Annotated in this window: 24 protein-coding genes; 17 read left to right on the top strand and 7 right to left on the bottom strand. The window is 67.7% G+C overall.

Going from position 1 to position 23,348, the window contains the following annotated elements; genetic code table 11:
• The first annotated feature begins 16 nt into the window (after nucleotides 1-16).
• The 7 genes from H0X90_RS08535 to H0X90_RS08505 all read left to right on the top strand — a co-directional run bounded on the left by H0X90_RS08535 (nucleotide 17) and on the right by H0X90_RS08505 (nucleotide 7,928).
• Nucleotides 17-1,222, top strand: a complete 1,206-nt coding sequence (locus tag H0X90_RS08535; protein WP_048988197.1) for an acetyl-CoA C-acyltransferase — start codon at nucleotides 17-19, stop codon at nucleotides 1,220-1,222.
• Between the two features lie 159 nt (nucleotides 1,223-1,381).
• The gene (locus tag H0X90_RS08530; RefSeq protein ID WP_034202296.1) at nucleotides 1,382-2,344 is read left to right on the top strand and encodes a YCF48-related protein; all 963 of its coding nucleotides are present in this window, start codon (nucleotides 1,382-1,384) and stop codon (nucleotides 2,342-2,344) included.
• Nucleotides 2,345-2,437: 93 nt separating this feature from the next.
• Nucleotides 2,438-4,897 carry an RND family transporter gene (locus tag H0X90_RS08525; RefSeq protein ID WP_077189421.1) on the top strand — a complete coding sequence of 820 codons (2,460 nt, stop codon included), beginning with the start codon at nucleotides 2,438-2,440 and terminating at the stop codon, nucleotides 4,895-4,897.
• Between the two features lie 67 nt (nucleotides 4,898-4,964).
• A complete protein-coding gene (locus H0X90_RS08520; protein ID WP_006483025.1) occupies nucleotides 4,965-6,044 on the top strand; it encodes a Rieske 2Fe-2S domain-containing protein in 1,080 nt (359 codons plus the stop codon).
• A 289-nt stretch (nucleotides 6,045-6,333) separates the two neighbouring features.
• The gene (locus tag H0X90_RS08515) at nucleotides 6,334-6,537 is read left to right on the top strand and encodes a cold-shock protein (protein ID WP_006483056.1); all 204 of its coding nucleotides are present in this window, start codon (nucleotides 6,334-6,336) and stop codon (nucleotides 6,535-6,537) included.
• Nucleotides 6,538-7,001: 464 nt separating this feature from the next.
• A complete protein-coding gene (gene infA, locus H0X90_RS08510) occupies nucleotides 7,002-7,265 on the top strand; it encodes a translation initiation factor IF-1 (RefSeq protein ID WP_006483034.1) in 264 nt (87 codons plus the stop codon).
• A 414-nt stretch (nucleotides 7,266-7,679) separates the two neighbouring features.
• Nucleotides 7,680-7,928 carry a hypothetical protein gene (locus tag H0X90_RS08505; RefSeq protein WP_077189422.1) on the top strand — a complete coding sequence of 83 codons (249 nt, stop codon included), beginning with the start codon at nucleotides 7,680-7,682 and terminating at the stop codon, nucleotides 7,926-7,928.
• A gap of 27 nt (nucleotides 7,929-7,955) precedes the next feature.
• Here H0X90_RS08505 and H0X90_RS08500 read toward each other — a convergent pair whose 3' ends face one another.
• The 7 genes from H0X90_RS08500 to H0X90_RS08470 form a co-directional block, all read right to left on the bottom strand.
• Nucleotides 7,956-9,335: an MFS transporter gene (locus H0X90_RS08500; RefSeq protein ID WP_006494784.1), complete on the bottom strand. Its 1,380-nt coding sequence runs from the start codon at nucleotides 9,333-9,335 to the stop codon at nucleotides 7,956-7,958.
• Between the two features lie 169 nt (nucleotides 9,336-9,504).
• Nucleotides 9,505-10,536, bottom strand: coding sequence for a 4-hydroxy-2-oxovalerate aldolase (dmpG, locus tag H0X90_RS08495; protein WP_077189423.1), 1,032 nt, complete (start codon nucleotides 10,534-10,536; stop codon nucleotides 9,505-9,507).
• 16 nt (nucleotides 10,537-10,552) lie between these two features.
• A complete protein-coding gene (locus tag H0X90_RS08490; RefSeq protein WP_006483009.1) occupies nucleotides 10,553-11,452 on the bottom strand; it encodes an acetaldehyde dehydrogenase (acetylating) in 900 nt (299 codons plus the stop codon).
• Between the two features lie 13 nt (nucleotides 11,453-11,465).
• A complete protein-coding gene (gene dmpE / locus H0X90_RS08485; RefSeq protein WP_077189424.1) occupies nucleotides 11,466-12,248 on the bottom strand; it encodes a 2-oxopent-4-enoate hydratase in 783 nt (260 codons plus the stop codon).
• Nucleotides 12,249-12,348: 100 nt separating this feature from the next.
• On the bottom strand, nucleotides 12,349-13,731 hold the full coding sequence (locus H0X90_RS08480; RefSeq protein ID WP_034202300.1) for a DUF1329 domain-containing protein: 1,383 nt from the start codon (nucleotides 13,729-13,731) through the stop codon (nucleotides 12,349-12,351).
• A gap of 40 nt (nucleotides 13,732-13,771) precedes the next feature.
• On the bottom strand, nucleotides 13,772-15,337 hold the full coding sequence (locus H0X90_RS08475) for a DUF1302 domain-containing protein (protein ID WP_006483062.1): 1,566 nt from the start codon (nucleotides 15,335-15,337) through the stop codon (nucleotides 13,772-13,774).
• Between the two features lie 155 nt (nucleotides 15,338-15,492).
• The gene (locus H0X90_RS08470) at nucleotides 15,493-16,272 is read right to left on the bottom strand and encodes an SDR family oxidoreductase (protein WP_006483021.1); all 780 of its coding nucleotides are present in this window, start codon (nucleotides 16,270-16,272) and stop codon (nucleotides 15,493-15,495) included.
• 137 nt (nucleotides 16,273-16,409) lie between these two features.
• Here H0X90_RS08470 and H0X90_RS08465 point away from each other — a divergent pair, with 137 nt between their 5' ends.
• From H0X90_RS08465 to H0X90_RS08420, 10 genes are all read left to right on the top strand, one after another.
• Nucleotides 16,410-17,246 carry an alpha/beta fold hydrolase gene (locus H0X90_RS08465; RefSeq protein WP_006483031.1) on the top strand — a complete coding sequence of 279 codons (837 nt, stop codon included), beginning with the start codon at nucleotides 16,410-16,412 and terminating at the stop codon, nucleotides 17,244-17,246.
• 45 nt (nucleotides 17,247-17,291) lie between these two features.
• Nucleotides 17,292-18,080 (top strand): SDR family NAD(P)-dependent oxidoreductase, encoded by a 789-nt coding sequence (locus H0X90_RS08460; RefSeq protein ID WP_006483065.1) that lies wholly within the window; start codon nucleotides 17,292-17,294, stop codon nucleotides 18,078-18,080.
• 37 nt (nucleotides 18,081-18,117) lie between these two features.
• Nucleotides 18,118-18,867 carry an electron transfer flavoprotein subunit beta/FixA family protein gene (locus H0X90_RS08455; RefSeq protein ID WP_006483005.1) on the top strand — a complete coding sequence of 250 codons (750 nt, stop codon included), beginning with the start codon at nucleotides 18,118-18,120 and terminating at the stop codon, nucleotides 18,865-18,867.
• Between the two features lie 16 nt (nucleotides 18,868-18,883).
• Nucleotides 18,884-19,828, top strand: coding sequence for an electron transfer flavoprotein subunit alpha/FixB family protein (locus H0X90_RS08450; protein ID WP_048988212.1), 945 nt, complete (start codon nucleotides 18,884-18,886; stop codon nucleotides 19,826-19,828).
• A gap of 2 nt (nucleotides 19,829-19,830) precedes the next feature.
• Entirely contained in the window at nucleotides 19,831-20,358 is a 528-nt protein-coding gene (locus H0X90_RS08445; protein WP_006494792.1) for a transferase hexapeptide repeat family protein, read from the top strand.
• A 218-nt stretch (nucleotides 20,359-20,576) separates the two neighbouring features.
• Nucleotides 20,577-20,825: a hypothetical protein gene (locus H0X90_RS08440; protein ID WP_012493351.1), complete on the top strand. Its 249-nt coding sequence runs from the start codon at nucleotides 20,577-20,579 to the stop codon at nucleotides 20,823-20,825.
• Nucleotides 20,826-21,042: 217 nt separating this feature from the next.
• On the top strand, nucleotides 21,043-21,342 hold the full coding sequence (locus tag H0X90_RS08435) for a hypothetical protein (RefSeq protein WP_012493350.1): 300 nt from the start codon (nucleotides 21,043-21,045) through the stop codon (nucleotides 21,340-21,342).
• Between the two features lie 167 nt (nucleotides 21,343-21,509).
• A complete protein-coding gene (locus H0X90_RS08430) occupies nucleotides 21,510-22,154 on the top strand; it encodes a DUF1326 domain-containing protein (RefSeq protein ID WP_006491659.1) in 645 nt (214 codons plus the stop codon).
• Nucleotides 22,151-22,942 (top strand): DUF2182 domain-containing protein, encoded by a 792-nt coding sequence (locus tag H0X90_RS08425; protein WP_077189425.1) that lies wholly within the window; start codon nucleotides 22,151-22,153, stop codon nucleotides 22,940-22,942. Before H0X90_RS08430 ends, H0X90_RS08425 begins: the two co-directional genes overlap by 4 nt.
• A 52-nt stretch (nucleotides 22,943-22,994) precedes the next feature.
• Complete coding sequence (locus H0X90_RS08420; RefSeq protein ID WP_077189426.1) at nucleotides 22,995-23,342, top strand: copper-binding protein; 348 nt, start codon at nucleotides 22,995-22,997, stop codon at nucleotides 23,340-23,342.
• Nucleotides 23,343-23,348: the final 6 nt, after the last annotated feature.

Here is a 23,348-nt window from a genome sequence, read left to right as displayed (position 1 = left end):
TTCAGAGAGCCAGCACATGGAAGACGCAGTCATCGTTTCCGTCGCACGCACGCCGATCGGCAAGGCGTTTCGCGGCATGTTCAACGACACCGAGGCGCCCGCGCTGGGCGGCCACGTCGTGCGCGCCGCGCTCGAACGCGCGGGCGTCGCGCCGGCCGACGTCGACGACGTGCTGATCGGCTGCGCCGCGCAGCAGGGCACGCAGGGCTACAACATCGGCCGCCTGTCGGCCGCGGCGGCCGGGCTGCCGGCGTCGGTGCCGGGGATGGCGATCGACCGCATGTGCTCGTCGGGCCTGATGTCGATCGCGAGCGCGGCGCGCAGCATCGGCGCGGGCGATGCGCGGATCGTCGTCGCGGGCGGCGTCGAGTCGATCTCGCTCACGCAGAACAAGCACAAGAACGCGTATCGCGCGCGTTCGCAGGCCGTGCTCGAGCACCAGCCCGACGCGTACATCGCGATGATGGAAACGGCCGAGATCGTGTCGCGCCGCTACGGCATTTCGCGCGCGGCGCAGGACGCATTCGCGCTGCAGAGCCACCAGCGCACCGCCGGCGCGCAGGCAGCCGGCCGCTTCGACGCGGAAATCGCGCCGCTCGACGTGCGGCGCGCGCTGTTCGACGAGGAAGGCAATCCGGCCGGCCACGAAGCGGTGCGCGCGGCGCGCGACGAGGGCGTGCGCGCCGACACGACGGCCGAGCGGCTCGCGGGGCTGAAGCCGTCGTGGAGCGGCGGCAAGCTCGTCGAGCAGGGCGAGTTCGTGACCGCGGGCAACGCATCGCAGCTGTCGGACGGCGCGGCGGCCGTGGTCGTGATGTCGCGCGCCGAGGCGACGCGTCGCGGGCTGACGCCGCTCGGCGTGTTCCGCGGCCTCGCGGTGGCAGGCTGCGCGCCGGACGAGATGGGTATCGGCCCGGTGTTCGCGATTCCGAAGCTGCTGGCGCGCTTCGGGATGACCGTGGCCGACGTCGGGTTGTGGGAGCTGAACGAGGCATTCGCGTGCCAGGCGCTGTACTGCCGCGACACGCTCGGCATCCCGGACGACCGGTTGAACGTGGACGGCGGCGCGATCGCGCTCGGCCATCCGTTCGGGATGTCGGGCACGCGGATGACGATGCACGCGTTGCTCGAAGGCGCGCGGCGCGGTGTGCGGCACGCGGTCGTGACGATGTGCATCGGCGGCGGGATGGGGGCGGCCGCGCTGTTCGACGTCGGCGCATAACGCCCGGTAGCGGCACGCGGACGTGCCGCGCCGCACGAGCGGCCATCCATTCAGGACCCTTCGAGGCCGCGGCAACGACCGACGGCCCGGAGACTGGCGGCCGACGGTGGTCGGCGCTTCGGCGCCTGCCGCCGTCGACCGCAGACACAGGAGACAAGCATGAAACGAACCTTGCCCGGACTCGCGATATCGGCGCTCGTGCTCGGCGCCGCGCTGTTCGCATTCTCGCCGCGCCCGCTGCCGGCGTTCCCGGTCACCGCGATCCATGCCGACCGATTGCAGATCAACGGGCTCGCCCGTGCCGGCACGACGCGCATCGTCGCGGTCGGCGAGCGCGGCGTGATCCTGCTGAGCGACGACGCGGGTGCGCACTGGCGGCCGGCGGCGATCGCGCACGACCCGGCATCGACGCTCACGCAGGTGCGCTTCATCACGCCGACGCTCGGGATCGCGGTCGGCCACGACGGGCGGATCGTGCGCAGCGACGACGCGGGCATGCACTGGCGCGAGGTGCACATCGACCACGACCATTCCGATCCGCTGCTGTCGATCTGGGGCACCGCCGACGGCCCGCTGTTCGCGGCCGGCAGCTTCGGCCAGCTGCTGCGCTCGGACGATGCGGGTGTCAACTGGCGGACGGTGAAGACGCCGGCCGGCGACCGCCACCTGAACGCGATCGTCGGTGACGGCCGCGGCAACCTGCTGGTCGCGGGCGAGAGCGGCACGCTGCTGCGCTCGGCCGACAACGGCGTCACGTGGGACAAGCCGCCGTCGCCGTACGCGGGTTCGCTGTTCGGCGCGCTGATGCTCGCGAACGGCGACTGGGTCGCATACGGGATGCGCGGCAACGTGGTGCGCAGCACCGATCACGGCGCGACCTGGACGCACGTCGACAGCCACGTGCCGGTGTCGTATTTCGGCGCGACGCAGCTCGCGGATGGCGAACTCGTGCTGGTCGGCCAGGGCGGCGCGATCGTCGTGTCGAAAGACGGCGGGCTGACTTTCGACGTACGCAAGCTCGGCGGCGTGCAGAGCCTCGCGGCCGTGCTCGACATGGGGCACGGCGCGCTGCTGCTCGGCGGCGAATCCGGCGTCGCGCCGCTCGCCGTGTCGCCGTCCTGACGCGCGGCCCGGCGGCCGCGATCGATGCAGCCGCCGTTTTTCGCCCGTATCCGTTCGTTTCGCATCGCCCGTCCGTCCCGACACGAGAATTCCATGAACGACCTGTCCCGTCCCCCTGAAGCCGTTTCCGCGTCGCGCCTCGCCACGTTCGTCGAGCGCTGCGCCAACACGATCATCCGCCGGCGCCGGCTGCTGATGCTGCTGTGCGTCGCGGTGACGCTCGCGCTCGGGCTGTCCGCGACGCGGCTGAAGCTCGATCCGGGCTTCAACAAGATGATCCCGATGCAGCACCCGTACATGCAGGTGTTCGAACGCTATGCGGGGGCGTTCCCCGGCGCGAACACGATCCTCGTGAGCCTGCGCTGGAAGGGTGACGGCGACATCTACAACCAGACCTTCATGGACGCGCTGCGCCACGCGACCGACGACGTGTTCTTCATCCCCGGCGTGAACCGTTCGCGCGTGTTCTCGCTGTTCACGCCGAACGTCCACTACACCGAGGTGACCGAGGCCGGTTTTCGCGGCGACGTGGTGGTGCCCGGCCAGTTCTCGAGCGCGAACCCGGACGATCTCGCGAAGGTGCGCCGCAACGTCGCGCGCTCGGGGCAGATCGGCCGGCTGGTCGGCAACGACCTGAAGTCGGCGCTGATCCGCGCGGAACTGCGCGAGACCGATCCCGCGACCGGCAAGCGGCTCGACTACAGCGCGGTCGCGCGCCAGCTGGAGGAGATTCGCGCGAAGTACGCGAAACGGGGCATCGACGTGAACATCATCGGCTTCGCGAAGCTGGTGGGCGACGTCGAAGCCGGGATCGCCGGCGTGATGGCGTTCTTCGCGCTCGCGTTCCTCGTCACGGCCGCGCTGCTGTTCGCGTATACGCGTTCGCTGAAGACCACCGCGCTGGCGCTCGTCGTCGCGCTGCTGCCGGTCGTCTGGCTGCTCGGCGCGCTGCCGCTGCTCGGGCTCGGCATCGACCCGATGTCGATCCTCGTGCCGTTCCTGATCTTCTCGATCGGCGTGTCGCACGCGGTGCAGATGACCAACGCGTGGAAGCAGGCGCTGGTGCGCGGCGCGTCGTCGGTCGACGCCGCGCGCGACGCGTTCCGCAAGCTGTTCGTGCCGGGCACCGTCGCGCTGCTGACCAACGCGCTCGGCTTCATGGTGATCATGCGGATCAGGATCGACATCGTGCGTGAACTCGGCATCACCGCATGCCTCGGCGTGCTGCTGATGATCGTGACCAACAAGGTGTTCCTGCCGATCCTGCTGTCGTACACGCGGCTCGAGCCCGGCACGCTGGCGCGCGCGCAGCGCACCGCGGCGGCCGGCGGCAGCTGGATGTGGTCGCGCTTCGCGGTGTTCGCGCGGCCGGCGCCGGCGCTCGGCGTGTTCGCGGTGGCGCTCGCGCTGCTCGCGTACGGCACGCTCGAATCGCGCCGGCTGGAGATCGGCGACATCGGCACCGGCGCGCCGGAGCTGCGCGCGAACTCGCGCTACAACGTCGACAACGCGGCGATCACGCACCAGTACAACATCGGCGTGGACGTGCTGTCGGTGATCGTCGAGACGACCGGCTTCGACGACGCATGCCTGCATTACCCGGTGATGAGCGCGATCGAACGGTTCGAGATGAACATGCGCGGCGTGGCCGGCGTGCAGTCGGTGACGAGCGTCGCGTCGCAGGGCAAGGTGTTTATCGCCGCGTTCAACGAAGGCAACCCGCGCTGGGCCGCGCTGCCGCGTTCCAGCGACGGGCTCACGCAGGGCGCCAACGCGTTCGATCCCGACAACGGGATGAACACCGCGAACTGCAAGGCGATCCAGGTCCTGATCTACACGAAGAACCACGAAGGCACGACCATCGCGCACATCGTCGACGAGATCAAGCGCTTCGCGGCCGAGAATCCGACGCCGAACGTCGCGTTCCGGCTCGCGGGCGGCAACGTCGGCGTGATGGCCGCGACCAACGAGGCGGTCGGCGACGCGGAGATCGCGATGCTGCTGTCGATCTTCGGCGCGATCGCGCTGCTCTGCGCGCTCACGTTCCGCTCGTGGCGCGCGGTGCTGTGCATCATCGTGCCGCTCACGCTCGTGTCGATCCTGTGCAACGCGGTGATGGCGCGGCTCGGCATCGGGCTGAAGGTCGCGACGCTGCCGGTGATCACGCTCGGCGTGGGCGTCGGCGTCGACTACGGGATCTACCTGTACGAGCGCCTGCAGCACGACCTCCGCCACGGCGCGACGCTGCCGGACGCGTTCGCCGATGCGATGCGCCAGCGCGGCACGGCGGCGCTGTTCACGGCCGTCACGATGTTCATCGGCGTCGGCACGTGGGCGTTCTCCGCGCTGAAGTTCCAGGTCGACATGGGCGTGCTGCTTGCGTTCATGTTCCTCGTGAACCTGTTCGGCGCGGTGTTCCTGCTGCCCGCGCTCGCCGCGTGGCTCGGCGTCGAGCGTGCCGAGCGCCGCCTGCCGAAGCAGCAGCCGTCGCCGGCGACCCCCGCGCCGCCGCAGCCGGCGCCCGCACTCGAACACGGCAACCCGGTGCGCTGAACGGCGCGCCGATTTTCCCCGCGCGCGGCGGGCCGCCGCGCGCTCTCCACAAGAGGAGTCAACCCACATGTCCGCACGCCCTTACAAGATCGAAGCCCAGCCGCTCGCGCAGCGCTATGCGCGCGGCTGGCACTGCCTCGGCCTCGCCCGCGACTACCAGGACGGCAAGCCGCATACGCTGAACATCTTCGGCCGCAAGCTCGCCGCGTTCGCCGATTCGACCGGCAAGGTCAACGTCGTCGACGCCTATTGCCCGCACATGGGCGCTGACCTGAGCCTCGGCACGGTCCAGGGCGACACCCTCGTGTGCCCGTTCCACGGCTGGGCGTGGAACGGCGAAGGGCAGTGCGCGTCGATTCCGTACTGCAAGCGGATTCCGCCGAAGGCGCGCATCGGCGCGTGGCCGACCTGCGAGGAAAACAACCTGCTGTTCGTGTGGAACGACCCGGAAGGCCATGCGCCGCCGGCCGAGGTCGCGATTCCGCGCCTCGACGTGTGTTTCTCGGACGAATGGTCGGGTTGGGTCATCGACAAGATGGTGATCCACGCGAATTGCCGCGAGCTGGTCGACAACATCTCGGACGTCGCGCACTTCGCGACCGTGCACCGTGCGCCGATCGACTATTTCGCGAACCTGTTCGAGCACCACAAGGCGACGCAGCTGTTGGTCGGCCGCAGCGAGAAGCTGGGCGGCGACAGCCTGACCGCGCTGTCGACCTATTTCGGGCCGGCCGTGCACATCACGCAGATGACGGGGCAGAGCAACGGGCAGCCGATCCATTCGGTGCTGCTGAACTGCCACGTGCCGATCGACATGAACAGCTTCGAGCTGCGGTACGGCGTGATCGTGAAGAAGGTGGCCGGACTGTCCGACGAGCAGAACATGGAGATCGCGAATGCGTACGTGAAGGAAGCGCAGCGCGCGTTCTACGAGGACGTGGACATCTGGCACAGCAAGACGCGGATCGACAACCCGCTGCTGTGCGAAGGCGACGGCCCGCTGTACCAGATGCGCGACTGGTATTCGCAGTTCTACCTGGACGTGGCCGACGTGCGGCCCGCGAGCGTCGCGCGCAAGGCGTTCGAGATGCGCATTCGCGAAGGCGACGCGCCGCCGGCGCTGCATCACGTGTTCGAGCCGCAGTAAGAAAGGGGCAGGCCGGTCGGAAAATAGGGGCGCATCGAAAGCGCGTCGATCGGCCGGCAACACCCGCCGCAGAAGGCGCGCCGGGCGCCTGCGCTTGTGCGCCGCACCAAAAGAACTTGACGAAACGGCCGCTACCGCGTAGTGTCCGAGACCGAAGTCGTCAAGAAGTTCGATTGCTCATCATTGGCCGCACACCGTGCGGCAGTCGTTGGTCTCTCCCTCTTTGATTCTTTCTGTGCCCGTCGCGGGCGCATGTTCACCATTCGTCATTTGTATTAAGGAAGTATTTGTGGATACCGGTACCGTCAAGTGGTTCAACGAAACCAAGGGCTTTGGTTTCATTTCCCCGGACAACGGCGGCGACGATCTGTTCGCCCATTTCTCGGAAATTCGCGGCACGGGCTTCAAGACCCTGGCCGAAGGCCAGAAGGTCAGCTTCGAAGTGAAGCGTGGCCCGAAGGGTCTGCAAGCGTCGAACATCACGCCGCAGTAAGCCGCATCGGCAGCGGTCGCCGATCGGCGGCCGGTGCCGGATGGAGTATCGCGCGGGGCGCTGCCTGACGGCGGCCTGTGCGTTCCGATGCGCACGACCGATGCATCGCGACATTCACGATGCATCGGTCGTGACGCCTCCCTCATCGCATGCCTGAACCGCATGCGACGCAACGCCCTCGCGAAGCGCAAGCCGTTTTGCGAGCGCATCACCGCTTCAACGCATCAACCCGAGCAGACCGCCGCCATGCCGTAGCTGGCGCGGTCCCGACTTGCGCGGCGCTGCTGGCGCCGCAGCCACCGACCGCCCGAACGTCGCAACGCGCCGGGCTCCGATCGCAAGACAGGCCCGAGGCCCGTCTGAACGAACCGATCCCGGCAGCCTGCCTGCCGCCGTCCCGTTTGCGGGAATCGGCGCCGGGCAGTCGCCGGCCGCGGTCAATCACCTTGTCTGGAGGAATTGGTTTGGCAAAAGAAGAACTGCTGGAACTGGACGGAATCGTCGACGAAGTGCTGCCGGACAGCAAATACCGTGTCACGCTGGAAAACGGCGTCGTGGTCGGCGCATACGCGTCGGGCCGCATGCGCAAGAACCACATCCGCATTCTCGCGGGCGATCGCGTGACGCTCGAACTGTCGGTGTACGACCTCACCAAGGGGCGCATCAACTTCCGGCACAAGGACGCGAATTCGCCGCGTCCGCCGCGAAGCGGGCAGCCGCGCCGCTAAGCGGCCACCATCGGTGCGCAGCAGCGCGCACCGATCGACACCCGTCCGGCCGCACGGCCGGACGAACCGGCTGAACGGCGCACGGTGTGCCGTTCGCCGGTCGCCGCGGCGCCATCGCGCCGCGGCGGCTTCTCCCGCCTTTGCCGGCGCCGTGCGTGTACCACGCTCAGGCGGCCGCGTCCTGCAGCAAGTCTCCCCGTTCCGAACCGCACGAGCCGGGCGAAACGCATCGTCGTCCGCACCGGCCGGCGACTGAACGCACCTGTTGCGACGTCGTTCGCCGGCGGCTTTACGCGCGGGCCGGCGCGGTCGTACACTCGTCGGCAATTCGCGGCCCGCACGCGGCTTTCAATCCCTTCGGTGCGGGCTCGTCACGACAACCTGCCGGACCGATTGTCCGCAAAGGATCCGAGCATGAGTACCGCCCCGACGCCGGACCCGCGCGATGCGCTGCCCGTGCGCGATGGCACGAGCCTGATCGCCTATCTGCACATCCTGAGGAAAGCGCATGCGGCGCTGGTTGGCCAGGATCACGCGCATCAGCGCTTCAGCGAGATCGTCACGCGCGGGCAGGCGCGCCAGTACATCGAGGAACTGATGCCGGTGCTGCTGCGCAAGCGCGCCGAGCACCGGGTGCGCAAACATGGCGGGAAGCACCATTGAGCGAACGGCGGGTGCGCATGTGTCGCGTCATGCCGCCCGCTGCACGCTGACCGCCGATACCGCCGCGCCCGTCAGTTGAACCGCCGCGCCGGCGAGCATCGCGACGCGCAGGCCGGCCGCGCCGCCATGCGCGGCTGCGAACGCCGTGCCGAGCACCGCGATGCCGAGCGTCGCGCCGGTCATTCGCGCGACGTTGACGAGCGCGCTGGCGGTGCCCGAACGCGCCGCGTCGACCGCACCGACCGCGACGGTCATCAGCGGGCCTGTCGCGATCCCCATCCCGAGCCCCGTCAACGCCAGCCCGATTTCGGCGCCGAGCAGGCTCGCTGACTCGGCCGATGCGCCGATCGCGGCGAGCCCGCTCGCGATCACCGCGACACCGCCGGCCGTCGTCGCACGCGTGCCGATACGCTCCGACAACGGCCCCGACCACGGCGACACGACGACGAACACGAGTGCCATCGGCAGCAGCGCGAGCCCCGCGCCGGTCGAATCGAGGCGGCCGACGCTTTGCCACGTCAGCGGCAGCAGGAACAGCACGCCGTACATTCCGAACGTCATGCCGGTGGTCGCGGCGATCGCGCCGCGAAATGCGCTGATCCGGAAGAGGTCCAGCGGCACCAGCGCGGATTCTCCGTGGTGGCGCTCGATCGCCACGAACGCGACGAACGACGCGACCGCGATGCAGCCGGCGATCGTGCAGGCGACCGGTGCGTCGCGGAACACGATCGCCGCATACGCGAGCGCGCCGAGCGCGAGTGCGCCCGCGACTTGCGCCGCACCGTCGAAATGACGGCCGTGCGGATCGGACGATTCGGGCACGGCCGGAATCGCGAGCAGCATCGCGGCGACGCTCAGCGGCACGACGACGAAAAAGATGCTGCGCCAGCCGAAGTGCCGGATCAGCACGCCGCCGAGCGTCGGGCCGAGCGCCATCGCGACGCCGTTGCACGCGGCCCAGATGCCGAGCGCGCGGCCGCGCGCGACCGGATCGCGCCACACGACGCGCACGATCGCAAGCGACGCCGGCAGTAACAACGCCGCGCCGACGCCGGCCAGCGCACGTGCGGCGATCAGCACCGATACCGATGGCGCGAGCGCGCACAGCAGCGACGCAAGCGTGAAAACGGCCGTGCCGGCCATGAAGATGCGGCGCCGGCCGTACAGGTCGGCGAGCAGGCCGCCGGTCAGCAGCAGCACCGCGTACGTGAGGTTGTAGCTGTCGACGACCCATTGCAATGCACCGACACCGGCGTGGAAATAGGCGCCGATGGCGCGCGTCGCGAGATTGACGACGGCCGTGTCGACCTGCGCGACGAGTACGGCGAGGCACAGGGTCAGCAGGGTGACGCCGCGTCGTTTGACGGCGCGCTCGGCCAGTGCGGCCAGTTCTCCGGTATGGGCCACGGGCGATGCTCCTCGGGTGTCGGACGTTCGAGCTTAGGGCCCGCCTGCTGACAGCGTGGTGTCAGCAGGCGGGTGCCCCGGGCGCGCGCAATCGACATGCCCGTGCATCCAACGACGAACGGGGCTTGCGCCCCGTTTCCGTTGGTCGGCCGTGCACGACCTCGTCCGCCTACGCCGCCACCTCCCGCGCCCGCACCATCGTCAGCGCCGCATTCTCGATCATGTCCTCCTGCCCGCCGACGAGCCGCTGACGGCCCAGCTCGACGAGGATGTCGCGCGCCGGAATCCCGTACTTCGCTTCCGCACGCTTCGCGAACAGCAGGAACGACGAGTAGACGCCCGCATAGCCGAGCGTCAGCGCGTCGCGGTCGAGACGGATCGGCGCATCCATGATCGGCACGACGAGATCCTCGGCGACGTCGGAAATCGCGAATACGTCGACGCCCGTTTCGATCCCCATCCGGTCGCACACCGCGACGAACACTTCCATCGGCGTGTTGCCCGCGCCGGCGCCGAGGCCGGCCGCCGCCGCGTCGATCCGGTTCGCGCCGGCGGCGACCGCCGCGACCGAATTTGCGACGCCCATCGCGAGGTTGTGGTGGCCGTGGAAGCCGAGCTCCGTCTCCGGCTTCAGCGCGTCGCGCACCTGGCCGATTCGCGCGGTCACGTCGTCGGGCAGCATGTGGCCGGCCGAATCGGTGATGTAGATGCAGTTCGCGCCGTACGACTCCATCAGCTTCGCCTGTACGACGAGCTGTGCCGGCGACGACATGTGCGCCATCATCAGGAAGCCGACCGTGTCGAGCCCGAGCGTGCGTGCGAGGCCGATATGCTGCTCGGACACGTCGGCCTCGGTGCAGTGCGTCGCGACGCGGATCGTGCCGACGCCGAGTGCGTGCGCCATGCGCAGGTGCTCGACGGTGCCGATGCCGGGCAGCAGCAGCGCGGACACCCGGGCCTGTTTCAGCTCCGGAATCACGGCGCTCAGGTACGCCTCGTCGGTGTGCGCGGGAAACCCGTAGTTGACCGACGCGCCGCCGAGGCCGTCGCCGTGCGTGACCTCGATCAGCGGCACGCCGGCCGCGTCGAGCCCGCGCGCGATGTCGCGCATCTGGTCGAGCGTGATCTGGTGGCGCTTCGGGTGCATCCCGTCGCGCAGCGACATGTCGTGGACGGTGATCTTCTTGCCTGCAAGTGACATCGTGTGGCTCCTCGGCTCAAGCGGTGGCGGCCGTCGCGGCCAGCATCTGTTCGGCGAAACGCTCGGCCGTGGCGGCCGCGGCGGCGGTCATGATGTCGAGGTTGCCCGCGTACTTCGGCAGGTAGTCGCCGAGCCCCTCGACTTCCATGAACACCGACACGCGATTGCCGTCGAACACCGGGCCGTTCTTCAACGTGTAGCCGGGCACGTAGCGTTGCACTTCCTTGACCATCGCATGCACGGACGCGGTGATCGCGTCGACGTCGGGCGGCCCGTCGGTCAGGCAGTGGATCGTGTCGCGCATGATCAGCGGCGGCTCGGCCGGGTTGATGACGATGATCGCCTTGCCCTTGCGTGCGCCGCCGACCTGTTCGATCGCGCCGGACGTCGTGCGCGTGAACTCGTCGATGTTCTTGCGCGTGCCGGGGCCGACCGAGCGCGACGACACGGTCGCGACGATCTCGCCGTACGCGACCGGCTGTACGCGCGACACCGCATACACCATCGGAATCGTCGCCTGGCCGCCGCAGGTCACCATGTTCACGTTCGTCTGCGCGCTGTCGAGATGCGCATCGAGGTTCACCGGCGGCACGCAATACGGCCCGATCGCCGCGGGCGTCAGGTCGATCATCTTCACGCCGAGCGCGGTGAGCTTGTCGGAATTGTCGCGATGCACGTATGCCGACGTCGCGTCGAATGCGATGCGGATCTCGTCGCCGACGACGTGCGGCAGCAGCCCGTCGACCCCCTTGTCGGTGGTTTTCAGGCCGAACTCGCGTGCGCGTGCGAGGCCGTCGGATGCCGGGTCGACGCCGACCATCCACACGGGTTCGAGCACCGGCGAACGGCGCAGCTTGTACAACAGATCGGTGCCGATGTTGCCCGGCCCGATCAATGCGCATTTGATTTTCTTCATCGGGAGTGTTCCTTTAGATAAAGCGGACGTCGCAGCCGCCGATGCCGGCGATGTGCATCGACAGCGTGTCGCCGGCCGTGACCGGAATCAGTTTCGCGAGCGAGCCGGACAGCACGATCTCGCCGGCAAGCAGCGGCACGTCGTAGGCGGCGAGCGTGTTCGCGAGCCACGCGACCGCATCGGCGGGATGGCCGAGCGCCGCATCGCCGCGACCGCGCGCGACGGGCTCGCCGTTTTTCTCGATCGTCATCTCGCAGGCGGCGAGATCGAGCGTGCGCGGATCGACGCGCGCATCGCCGAGTACGTACACACCGCACGAAGCGTTGTCGGCGACGGTGTCCTCGATCCGGATCGCCCAGTCGCGGATGCGCGAGTCGACGATCTCGAAGCAGGGCGCGACGGCGGCCGTCGCGGCGATCACGTCGGTGCGGTCGATGCCGGGGCCGCGCAGGTCGCGCGCGAGGATGAACGCGATCTCGCCCTCGGCGCGCGGCGCGATCAGCGAGTCGGTCGCGATCGCTTCGCCGGCCGCATGGTGCATGCCGGACAGCAGGATGCCGAAATCGGGCTGGCGCACGTTCAGCATGTCCTGCACGGCCTGGCTCGTCACGCCGATCTTCTTGCCGACGACCGCTTCGCCGTGTTCGACGCGGCGTTCGATGAAGCGCTGCTGGATGAGATAGGCATCGTCGAGCGACAGACGGCGCGGGCGGCTCGACAGCGGCGCGACCGGCGCGCGCGCGTGCCACGCGGCGTACAGCTCGTCGCCGAGCGTCGTATGCAGGCGGGAAGACATGAAAGGGCCCTCGAATGGAAAAAGGCCGCCGTCGCGGGCGGCGTCGTGCGCCGGAGCCGGGGCTCCGGCGCGTGGAGCGCGGGCAGGCCGCGTCGATCGATCAGTTGCCCGAACTGCGGATCGCGTCCGGCGAGAAGTACGCTTCGCTGAACTGCGGGCTGTTGTCGAGCTTCGGCATCGGGCCTTCGTTGGTGAGGCGGTCGGCCATGTACGCGCCGGAGATCAGGTCGTGGAAGAACACGACGCCCGGATAGAACGTCTTCGCGTCATACGCATACAGCGTCGTCGCGACGTTGGTGCGCCACAGCTGGCCGCGCGCGTCGTAGTTGTCGGCGAGCAGCGTCATCCAGGAATCCTCGTCGATGTACAGCACGCGCTTCGCATACTGATGACGGTAGTTGCTCTTCAGCGTCGCCTGCAGCACCCACACGCGATGCAGTTCGTAGCGGATGTACGCCGGGTTTTCATGCCCCTTGGTCAGCAGGTCCGCATACTTGACCGAGCTGTCCATCGCCTTGTAGTTGTCGTACGGCACGTAGATTTCGCGCTTGCCGACGATCTTCCAGTCGTAGCGGTCGCCGGGGCCGTTGTACAGGCGATCGTCGTCGACGGTGCGAAAGCCGCCCGGGCCCTGCGGCTGGTCATAGCCGTATTCCGGCGCCTGGCGCACGCGCCGGGTGCCGGGGTTGTACATCCACGTGCGCGACGCGTTGTCCGCGCCGGCCTTGTCCCAGTTCTGGAAGCCGACGATCAGCGAGCCGCGGTCGGACAGCGGCAACTCCGTCGCGTTGCGGTAGAACGTGCGGTTGTTCAGGTCATTCTTCACGTCGTACTTGCCGACGTTGCGCGGCGAGTAGATGTCGTAGCGCACCTTGCCCCACGCGATGTTGCCGTCGGAATAGACGACCGCCTGGTCGTAGGTTGCCTGTTCTGCACCGATCGCCGACGACATGCGCTGATTCCACAGCAGCTCGGCGGCCGTCTTCGGGATCGGATAGGGCACCTGCGGCGGCGCGTTGGTCAGCCCGTTCGCGTCGGACGTCATCGTCGAATCGGGCGCGTACGTGCGGATGTCCTTGTAGACGGAATCGGTGTAGCGGAAATCGCGATGACTCGGGTAGACGTTGATCTTGAACGTGGCCGGATAGCGCTTGAACATCGCCTTCTGACCGTCGGTCAGATGCTCCGCATACTGCGCCATGTTTTCCGCGGTGATCGTCGCGATCGGCTTCTCGTTCGCGAACGGATCGGGGTAGCGGCCGCCGCGCTTGTACTGCACGTCGGGCGGCGTGCCGAGCCACTTGCCGGACCACTCCGGCACGCCGTTGTCCTTGCTCGCGGCGCGCAGCGCGCCCATCGGCGTCAGCGGGCCGTCGAGCGCCTTCAGGTCGTCCGGCGTGACCTTCGGGAACGACGCCGTCGCGACGACCGCGCACGCGGCCATCACCGAGGCGCGAAGGAGGGGGAGATGAATGCGTTTCATATCGATCCTCTTGTTGCTGAGTGACGAGCGGCCGGGCCGCTCAGAAGTGATAGGTCGCCGTGGCCAGTACGTAGTCGCGATCCGAGAGCGGACGCGTGACCGGGTTCGGCGAGCCGAGGAACTTGGCATAGACGAGCGACAGCTGCAGGTTGCTCAGGCGCGTGAAGGTCAGGCCGGCCGTCACGCGGTGATCGCCCTGGCCCGTCAGCGAGCCGAGCGCGCCGGCGAGCGGCGACGTGCCCGTCAGGTCGTGCGTGTAGGTCAGCGGCACGTCGAGATCCCAGCCGTTGAACACGTTCTTGTAGCTGAGCGTCCACGCGATCTCCATCGCGAGCGCGTTGCGCGAATTCGACAGCGTGGTCGAGCCGTCGAGCGCCGAGATGCTGCCTGCGTGCACGTACGTGAGTTCGCCGATCAGCGATTGCGAGTTCGCGAGGAAGCTCGGGCCGATCGAGTAGATGCCCGACAGGTTGGTCTGCAGCACGTTCGCGCGGGTCGACTGCGGGCCGGTCGCCGTATTGACCAGCACGGCCGCGCCCTGGCGGTACGACACTTCGCCCGCGACGTTCACCGGGCCGACCTGCGTCGAGAAGCTCGCGCCGGTCAGCTTGATGTTGCTGAAATACTTCTGCTGGTACTGCAGCGTCGGGAAGTACGTCGTGACGACGCTCGGGTTCATGTCGTTGTAGTGCAGGTGGTACAGGCCGAGCTCGGTGTCGCCGAGTATGCGAAAGCGCGCGCCGATCCCCCACTGGTTGCGTGCGCTCGGCTTGTCGTCCGGGCCGCGCGGAATGATCATCCCGCCCGGGCCGATGATGTATTGCGCGCCGGGGCCCGTGACGTCGGAGTAGCTCCAGTACGTGCCGGGCGCGGTCAGCCGGTTCTGCTGGTACGAGAACTGGTAGTAGCCGAGCAGGCTGAAGTTCGGCGTGATCTGCCACTGCGTCGAGATCTGCGGCACCGGCAGCAGGATGTCCTTGACCTCGGCGCCGGCCATGTACGACTTGGTCGCGTCGGACGGCCCCTGTGCGCCCGCGATGTTCGGGAAGAACAGGCTTTCGCCCCAGGCGACCACCTGATCGCCGACCTTCACGTTCAGGCTCGTCGAACCGAGATGGAACGTGTTGTACGCGTACGCGGCGAGCAGCGTCGTGTGGCCGCCCGACCAGTAGCGCGCGTCGCTCGTGAAGTCGTTGTACTGGCCGGAGTGGTTCACGGTGCCCGGCGCGTCGTTGTAGTTCGGGCGCCGATACGCCTGGTCGTAGAACGTGTCCGCGCGAACGAATATCCCCCAGTCGTCATGCTTCAGGTTCACTTCGCCGAGCAGGCTGACCTGGTTCTCGATCAGCTTGTTCTTCGCGAAGTTGCGATCGCCGTCGTCACCGTTGATGTTCGCCGGCGTCAGCAGATTGCCGCTCGGCGCACGGGTGCGCATGCCGAGGCCGTAACTGAGCGTGAACGTATAGTCCAGCGTCGTGTCGGCGCCGAGCGCGATCGTGCTGCCGGCGTGTGCGTCCGGAACGGCGCACGTCAGCAGCGCGGCGGCCAGCGTCGACAGCGTGGCGGCGGCCCGCTTGTCGGTACGGCGCGAAATCCGTTGATGCATGGTGTCTCCTCTTGGGGTATCGACGACGGTCGACTCTGTGTGTTGTCGTGAGAGGCAGAGTAGGGAGATCGCGGTAGCAGGGAATCGTCAAAATGAACTAGAGGACTTCCCTAGCATCGGCAACGACCGGCTGCGCACCGTGTGCGTCGCATGGTTCAGCGCGCGTCCGTCCGTGCGGCCGACAGGAACGCGGGCCGTTCGCCGCCGCCGTCGAGTCGCAGGTTCGCGCCCGACGTGTACGACGCGTCGGGCGATGCGAGGAACAGGCAGGCGGCGGCGACGTCGTCGGGTGTCGCGAGCCGGCCGGCGGGAATCGTCGCGCGAATCGCGTCGAGCGCGGCATCGTCGCCGTAGTGGCCTTCGGTCGCCGCGTCGGTCTGCACGAGGCTCGGGCTGATCGCGCACACGCGCACGCGCGGCGCCCACTCGACCGCGAGCGACGTGACCGCGTTGACGAGGCCGGCTTTCGCGGCGCCGTACGCGGCCGTGCCGGGCGACGGTCGCGATGCGCTGACGCTCGCGATGAACAGCATCACGCCGCCCGTGGACTGCGGCTGCATGATCGCGTTCACGCGTTGCGCGAGTTGCAGCGGCGCGATCAGGTTCAGCCGCACGATCGATTCGGTGAAGCGCGGCGACGCATCGGCCGCGAGCGCGAACGGCGAGCCGCCCGCGTTGTTGACGAGCACGTCGAGGCCGCCGGCCATGTCGCGAATCGTCGCGAGCATCGCGTCGACCTGCTCGATGTCGCGCAGGTCGGCCGCGACGAAGGCAGCCGTGCGGCCATTCGCCGACGGCGGCGTATCGGGCGCGCTGCGTCCGCAGACGAACACGCGCGCCCCGGCCGCGAGGAACCGTTCGGCGATGCGCCGCCCGATGCCCTTGGTGCCGCCCGTCACGAGCACCGTCTTGCCGCTGTAGTCGAATCCGTTCATCGTCGCCTCCGTTTCGGTGGACCGATGATAGGAACAAGTGCGCGCGGCTTCGTAGTCTGAAAGGATGATGCCGGCCGGCGCCGGCGGCGCAATCATCGTGGCAGGCATCCATCGAACGACGAAGGAGACAACCCGCGATGACGACCCCCACGACGCCGCCGGCCGGCATCTTCACCGACGTACCGGGCGGCATGCGCCTGCATCATTTCGAGGCGGGCGAGGGCCGGCCGGTGGTGTTCATTCACGGCAGCGGGCCGGGCGCCAGCGGCTTCAGCAACTTCAAGCACAACTATCCGGCGTTCGCGGCGGCCGGCCATCGCGCGATCGTCGTCGACCTGCCCGGCTACGGGCAGTCGTCGAAGCCGTCCGACGTCGCCTATACGCTCGATTTCTTCGTCGGTGCGCTGCATGCGCAACTCGCCGCGCTCGGGATCGGGCCGGCCGTCCTGCTCGGCAATTCGCTCGGCGGCGCGATCGCGCTGAAATACGCACTCGACTACCCGGACGAAGTGGACGGGCTGATCATGATGGCGCCCGGCGGCGTCGAGGATCGCGACACCTATTTCCGGATGGAAGGGATTCAGCGGATGGTGAAGCTGTTCACCCATCGCCAGATGAATGACGACACGATGCGCGAACTGCTGACGCTGCTCGTGCACGATCCGGCGATCGTCACCGACGCGCTCGTCGCCGAGCGGATGAAGGTATGCGTCGAGCAGCCGACCGAAGTGCTGTCGACGATGAGCGTGCCGAACCTGACCGCGGCGCTCGGCGATCTGCGCAGCCCGGTGCTCGGTTTCTGGGGTACGGACGATCGCTTCAATCCGGTCGGCGGCGCGCTGACCTTCCTCGAACGCTGCCGCGATGCGCGCTTCGTGCTGATGAACCGCTGCGGCCATTGGGTGATGGTGGAGCACGCCGATTATTTCAATCGGGAATGCCTCGATTTTCTTGCGGCGCGGAATACGCGATAACGCCGGATGCGCTCGAAGGCGCCCATCCGAATACAAGGAGACGACATGAAACTCATCGAAGAACTGTTCGACCTGCGCGGCAAGGTGGCCGCGATCACCGGCGGCGCGCGCGGTATCGGCGCCGAGACGGCGCGTACGCTGGCCGCGGCCGGCGCGAGCGTCGCGATTCTCGACGTGCTGTCGCAGCCGGCGCAAGCGCTGGTCGAGGACATCCGCGCACAGGGCGGCCAGGCCGCATTCTGGTCGCTCGACGTCACGCACGAGGCGGATGTGGCGCGCGTGTTCGACGAGATCGTCGCGCGCTTCGGGCGCCTCGACGTGCTCGTGAACAACGCGGGCATCGAAGGGCACAACGTGCCGACGCACGAGCTCACGCTCGCGCAATGGCAGCGCGTGCAGGACGTGAACGTCAACGGCGTGTTCCTGTGCACGCGCGCGGCGATTCCGCATATCGACGCAGCCGGCGGCGGATCGATCGTGAACCTGTCGTCGATGTACGGGATCGTCGGCGGCCCCGACGTGCCCGCGTATCACGCGTCGAAGGCCGCGGTGCGGATGATGGCAAAGGTCGACGCGATGCTGTACGCGGCGAAGAACATCCGCGCGAACTCGGTGCATCCCGGCTATATCCGCACGCCGATGCTCGAGGACGCGTTTCGCCAGATGGGCCAGGACCCCGATCGCGCGTTCGAGTACATGCAGACGCACGTGCCGATGGCGAAGATCGGCAATCCGCGCGATATCGCGGCCGGCATCCTGTATCTCGTGTCGCCGGCAGGCCGCTACGTGACGGGCGCGGAGCTCGTGATCGACGGCGGGTTTACCGCGCGCTGATACGGCGCGCTCGCGCAACGGAACAGGAGACAGGCAGTTGAAAGTGCTCGTGGCAGTGAAACGCGTGGTCGACGCGAACGTGAAGGTCGGCGTGAAATCCGACCGGACGGGCGTCGATATCGCGAACGCGAAGATGTCGATGAACCCGTTCGACGAAATCGCGGTGGAAGAAGCGGTGCGGTTGAAGGAGGCTGGAGTCGCGACCGAAGTGGTCGCGGTATCGGTGGGTGTCGCGCAGGCGCAGGAAACGCTGCGCACGGCGCTGGCGATCGGCGCGGATCGCGCGATTCTCGTCGAGTCGAATGAAGGCGTCGAACCGCTGGGCGTCGCGAAGGTGTTGAAGGCGCTGGTCGACCGGGAGCAGCCGCAATTGGTGATTCTCGGCAAGCAGGCGATCGACGACGATGCGAACCAGACGGGCCAGATGCTCGCCGCGCTGGCCGGTCTGCCGCAGGCGACGTTCGCGTCGAAAGTCGTGATCGCCGACGGCCATGCGACGGTGGCGCGCGAAGTCGACGGCGGCGCGCAGACGCTGTCGCTTCGACTGCCCGCGGTCGTGACGACCGACCTGCGCCTGAACGAGCCACGCTACGTGACGCTGCCGAACATCATGAAGGCAAAGAAGAAGCCGCTGGAAACGGTGAAGCCCGACGATCTCGGCGTCGACGTATTACCGCGCGTGAAAGTGCTCAAGGTGAGCGAGCCGCCGAAGCGCGCAGCCGGCGTGAAGGTGCCGGACGTGCAGACGCTGGTCGGCAAGCTGAAGACCGAAGCCAAGGTGCTGTAACAGGGAACGCAACGAAATGACGATTCTGGTAATGGCCGAGCACGACAACGTGTCGATCAAGGCCGCGACGTTGAATGCGGTGGCCGCGGCACGGGCGCTCGATGCCGCGGGCGTCGGCGATGTTCACGTGCTGGTCGCGGGCCACCACGCGCAAGCGGCGGCCGATGCAGCGGCAAAGATCGAGGGCGTTTCGAAGGTGCTGCTGGCCGATGCGCCGCATCTGGCGGAGGGCCTGGCGGAAAACGTCGAAGCGACCGCGCTGAACATCGCGAAGGACTACTCGCACATCCTCGCGCCGGCCACCGCGTACGGCAAGAACGTCGCGCCGCGTATCGCCGCGAAACTGGATGTCGCACAGATTTCCGAGATCACGGCCGTTGTATCGGCCGACACGTTCGAGCGCCCGATCTACGCGGGCAACGCGATCGCGACCGTGCAGTCGAGCGATCCGGTCAAGGTCGTCACGGTGCGGGCGACCGGCTTCGATCCGGTTTCGGCGGAAGGCGGCAATGCGACGGTCGAGAGGATCGACGCAGCGGCAGACGTCGGCACGTCGCACTTCGTGAGCCGTGAAGTGACGAAACTGGATCGGCCGGAACTCACCAGCGCGAACATCGTCGTGTCGGGCGGCCGCGGACTGGGCAGCGGCGAAAACTACACGAAGGTGCTCGAGCCGCTGGCCGACAAGCTGCAGGCCGCGCTCGGCGCATCGCGCGCGGCAGTCGACGCCGGCTACGTGCCGAACGACTATCAGGTCGGCCAGACCGGCAAGATCGTCGCGCCGCAGCTGTACGTCGCGGTCGGCATTTCGGGTGCGATCCAGCACCTGGCCGGCATGAAGGATTCGAAGGTGATCGTCGCGATCAACAAGGATCCCGAAGCACCGATCTTCAGCGTGGCCGATTACGGTGTCGTCGGCGACCTGTTCACGCTCGTGCCGGAAGCGGTCGCGGCGCTCTGACGATGCCGCTGTTCGAATTCAACGGGATGCGGCCGCGCGTCGATCCGTCCGCGTACCTCGACCCGAGCGCGGTCGTGATCGGCGACGTGACGATCGGCGCGCGCTGCTACATCGGCCCGCATGCGAGCCTGCGCGGCGACTTCGGCGCGATCGTCGTCGAAGACGGCAGCAACGTGCAGGACGGCTGCGTGCTGCACGTCGGGATCGGCGAGACCTGCCGGCTGGGCGTGAACAGCCACATCGGCCACGGCGCGATCGTGCATGGCGCGACGCTGGAGCCGGACACGATGATCGGCATGAATGCGGTCGTGATGGACGGTGCGACGATCGGCGCAACGACGATCGTCGCGGCCTGTGCGTTCGTGAAGGCCGGCTACGACGTGCCGCGCGGCGTGTTGCTGGCGGGCATGCCGGCGCGTGTCGTACGCCGGCTGAGCGGCGCGGAGATCGACGCGAAGGCGAATGGCACGCGGATTTATCAGCAACTGGCGGCGGATTGCCTGAAGACGATCAGGCCGGTCGTCGATTGAGCGCGGTGGCGCGGAGAGCCGCCCCGCGATCCATGCGGCATCGCGCCTGAACGCGCGAAATCCTTCCGCCGTCGCGACGCATGCCGGCTTCCGTCGAGGTTGCCACAATCGATGCGCTTTTACGCATGCGGGTCAATCGGGACGATACCGGATCGATTGCGTCATGCATCGCCATTGGCTTAAGATCGTCGGGAAATCATCCCACGCCTTCAGCGTCAATGAAAAAGAGCATAAGCCTGCGGGTCGCCATCATCGCTTCGGCCGTTGCCGTGTACAGCATCTACATGCATGTCCAGCAGTTGATCAGCGGCTGCATGTGGGTCAGGGGCCATCAGCGCTGCAGTTTCGAAAACAGTACGAATTTCGAGGGCTGGATGGATCTGGACCTGATGATCACCTGCTGCTGGGTCGCCGCGGCGGTGGTCGGGTGGATTTCCGTTGCGCAGGGCACGAAAAAACCGGGTTAGCGGCCCACGCACGTCCTCGTTAAACGGGTACGACATGGCCGCTCGATCGGGCCGAGCCTGTCAATCCGTGACAACGCGCATTCGCTGCCTGGTCGCGACGGCGCACGCGATGCGTTCGAGCCGGACATGAACGCGTGAGTCTGCGCCGGCAGACGCCGTCATCGCGGTCCCCGGCGAGATGGGCGTCAGCGCGCGGGTCGCGCGAGGGGAGGTTCCCGTGCAATTTCCGACAGGATCGGTGGTCGCGCTCAGTTCGGCCGCCGCGACGATGTTCTCGATGGGCATGCTGTTTCTCGGCTACTGGGGGTTGCACGAAGCGCTGCCCTGGCGGTTCGGCGACTACGTCGTGATCGTGCCCGCGCTGGCGGGTTTCGCGTGCCTCGCCAGCGTGCCGTTTCTCGCCACGTCGCCGATGAAAACCCCCGGCGACGAGTCGCGAATGTTCGTCGCGCGGCGCGTGTTTCTGTGCGGCGCAGGCGCCGTGTGGTGCGCGATCGTTGCTTCGCTGATCGTGTGAGAACAGGCGGACGAGACGGTTTCCGGCGCAACCCGGCGAACGCATCCTGAAACGTCTTACGTGAGGCCGGAACCCTCGGTTTTCACGCCGCCACGACCGCTTTGCTTTCCCCGATCGCGTGCACTAGATTCGAAGCGTTCGTCTGTTTCAGAGCGCGAGGTGGAGCCATGACGCCGTGGGAAATTCAGGGAACCGAAATGATCAGTTGCAATTGCTCATACGGTTGCCCTTGCCAGTTCAATGCGCTGCCGACCAACGGCAACTGCGAAGCGATGGGGGCGATTTCGATCGACAGCGGCCACTACGGCGACGTGGTGCTCGACGGCGTCAGGATCGCGGTGGTGTTCCAGTGGCCGGGCGCCGTTCACGAAGGCAAGGGCAAGTGCCAACCGATCGTCGACGAGCGTGCCAGTCCGGCACAGCGCGAGGCCGTGCTGAAGATCATGACCGGTCAGGATACCGATCCGTTCGCGACGATGTTTTCGGTGTATGCGTCGACGCTCGAGCACGCGTTCGAGCCGATCTTCACGAAGATCGATTTCGACGTTGACGTCGATGCGCGGCGCGGCCGGATTCACGTGGACGGTGTGTTCGACGCAGCCGGCGAACCCATCCACAATCCGGTGACGGGTGCCGAGCACCGTGTGCGGATCGACCTGCCGCACGGTTTCGAATACGAGCTGGCCGAGATCGGTTCGGGCACGGGGCGCTCGCAGGGCAACATCGCGCTGAATCTCGACGGAACCTATGCGCAATTCGCGCGGCTGCATCTGAACAACCACGGGCTGATTCGGCATCGCGCCGCGGCATGACGCCGTTCGACACCTGGCTCGCCCGCGAGCGCGCCGTCACGCTGATCGGCATGGCCGCGCTCGTCGGCCTGTGCTGGTTCTATCTGTGGACGGGCGCGGGAACCGGCATGTCGGCGCGGGAGATGACGACCGTCGCGCTGTTTCCGCATCGGCTGGCGGACGGCATGGGCAGCATGGATCCGCCTCTGCCGACCGTGATCGCGATGTGGTGGGTGATGATGATCGCGATGATGACGCCCGGCGCGGCGCCGCTCGTGATGCTGTACCGGCGCGTGCTACGGCAGCACGGCGACGGGGCGACGGGATCGGCGTTCACGTCGGTGGCGCTGCTGGCCGGCTATCTGACGACGTGGCTCGTGTTCTCGATCGGCGCGGCGCTGCTTCAGGCGCTGCTGCAACCGGCCGGGCTGATCTCCGCGATGATGCTGTGGTCGAAGAGTGCGCGCCTTTCCGCGATCGTGCTGGCGCTGGCCGGGCTTTATCAATTCTCGCCGCTGAAACGCGCGTGCCTGCGGCAATGCCGGGCGCCGGCTGCATTCCTGGTCGCGCACTGGCGCCCGGGCGTCGCCGGCAGTTTCCTGCTGGGCGTGCGGCACGGCATCGTTTGCGTGGGCTGCTGCTGGTTGCTGATGGCGCTGCTGTTCGTCGGCGGCGTGATGAACGTGGTGTGGATCGTCGCGTTGTCGCTGTTCGTGTTCGTGGAGAAGGTGCTGCCCGGTGGCGAGCGTATCGGCCGCGTGCTGGGTGTCGTGCTGATCGCGTGGGCCGGTGCGACGTTGATCGTGTGATGCGTGGCGCTGGCTGGCGACGGGAACGCGCTGGCTCGACGGGAGATGCTCGATGAAGACCTGTTTTCGCGCTGTCGTCGTGTCGTGCGCGATGGCGACCATTGCCATGCCGGCGCTCGCCGGCGGCGACATGCGGGGCATGAACGCAGGCGGCGCGACCATGTCGGCGTCGAATGCGACGCTGACCGATGCCGAAGTCAAGGCAATCGATGCCGGCCGCAGGCTCGTGACGCTGAAGCACGGCGCGCTCGACAACATCGGCATGCCGCCGATGACGATGGCATTCAAGGCCAGCGACGCGGCGATGATCCCGCCGCTGCATGTGGGCGACAAGGTTCGGGTCCGGGTGGAAAACGTCAACGGCACGCTGACGATCGTGAAGCTGGTGAAGCGGCCGTGACGAGGA

Source organism: Burkholderia sp. 9775_39, assembly GCF_015712225.1.
Classification (GTDB): Bacteria; Pseudomonadota; Gammaproteobacteria; order Burkholderiales; family Burkholderiaceae; genus Burkholderia; species Burkholderia cenocepacia.
The sequence above is the reverse complement of the archived record's forward strand: the minus strand, read 5'-3'. Positions and strand labels throughout refer to the sequence as shown.

Excerpts from the sequence above, each read along its gene's own strand:
- H0X90_RS08535 (WP_048988197.1), top strand. The coding sequence starts at position 17 with ATGGAAGACGCAGTCATCGTTTCCGTCGCACGCACGCCGATCGGCAAG.
- H0X90_RS08530 (WP_034202296.1), top strand. The coding sequence starts at position 1,382 with ATGAAACGAACCTTGCCCGGACTCGCGATATCGGCGCTCGTGCTCGGC.
- H0X90_RS08525 (WP_077189421.1), top strand. The coding sequence starts at position 2,438 with ATGAACGACCTGTCCCGTCCCCCTGAAGCCGTTTCCGCGTCGCGCCTC.
- H0X90_RS08520 (WP_006483025.1), top strand. The coding sequence starts at position 4,965 with ATGTCCGCACGCCCTTACAAGATCGAAGCCCAGCCGCTCGCGCAGCGC.
- H0X90_RS08505 (WP_077189422.1), top strand. The coding sequence starts at position 7,680 with ATGAGTACCGCCCCGACGCCGGACCCGCGCGATGCGCTGCCCGTGCGC.
- dmpG (WP_077189423.1), bottom strand. The coding sequence starts at position 10,536 with ATGTCACTTGCAGGCAAGAAGATCACCGTCCACGACATGTCGCTGCGC.
- H0X90_RS08490 (WP_006483009.1), bottom strand. The coding sequence starts at position 11,452 with ATGAAGAAAATCAAATGCGCATTGATCGGGCCGGGCAACATCGGCACC.
- dmpE (WP_077189424.1), bottom strand. The coding sequence starts at position 12,248 with ATGTCTTCCCGCCTGCATACGACGCTCGGCGACGAGCTGTACGCCGCG.
- H0X90_RS08480 (WP_034202300.1), bottom strand. The coding sequence starts at position 13,731 with ATGAAACGCATTCATCTCCCCCTCCTTCGCGCCTCGGTGATGGCCGCG.
- H0X90_RS08475 (WP_006483062.1), bottom strand. The coding sequence starts at position 15,337 with ATGCATCAACGGATTTCGCGCCGTACCGACAAGCGGGCCGCCGCCACG.
- H0X90_RS08470 (WP_006483021.1), bottom strand. The coding sequence starts at position 16,272 with ATGAACGGATTCGACTACAGCGGCAAGACGGTGCTCGTGACGGGCGGC.
- H0X90_RS08465 (WP_006483031.1), top strand. The coding sequence starts at position 16,410 with ATGACGACCCCCACGACGCCGCCGGCCGGCATCTTCACCGACGTACCG.
- H0X90_RS08460 (WP_006483065.1), top strand. The coding sequence starts at position 17,292 with ATGAAACTCATCGAAGAACTGTTCGACCTGCGCGGCAAGGTGGCCGCG.
- H0X90_RS08450 (WP_048988212.1), top strand. The coding sequence starts at position 18,884 with ATGACGATTCTGGTAATGGCCGAGCACGACAACGTGTCGATCAAGGCC.
- H0X90_RS08445 (WP_006494792.1), top strand. The coding sequence starts at position 19,831 with ATGCCGCTGTTCGAATTCAACGGGATGCGGCCGCGCGTCGATCCGTCC.
- H0X90_RS08440 (WP_012493351.1), top strand. The coding sequence starts at position 20,577 with ATGAAAAAGAGCATAAGCCTGCGGGTCGCCATCATCGCTTCGGCCGTT.
- H0X90_RS08430 (WP_006491659.1), top strand. The coding sequence starts at position 21,510 with ATGACGCCGTGGGAAATTCAGGGAACCGAAATGATCAGTTGCAATTGC.
- H0X90_RS08425 (WP_077189425.1), top strand. The coding sequence starts at position 22,151 with ATGACGCCGTTCGACACCTGGCTCGCCCGCGAGCGCGCCGTCACGCTG.
- H0X90_RS08420 (WP_077189426.1), top strand. The coding sequence starts at position 22,995 with ATGAAGACCTGTTTTCGCGCTGTCGTCGTGTCGTGCGCGATGGCGACC.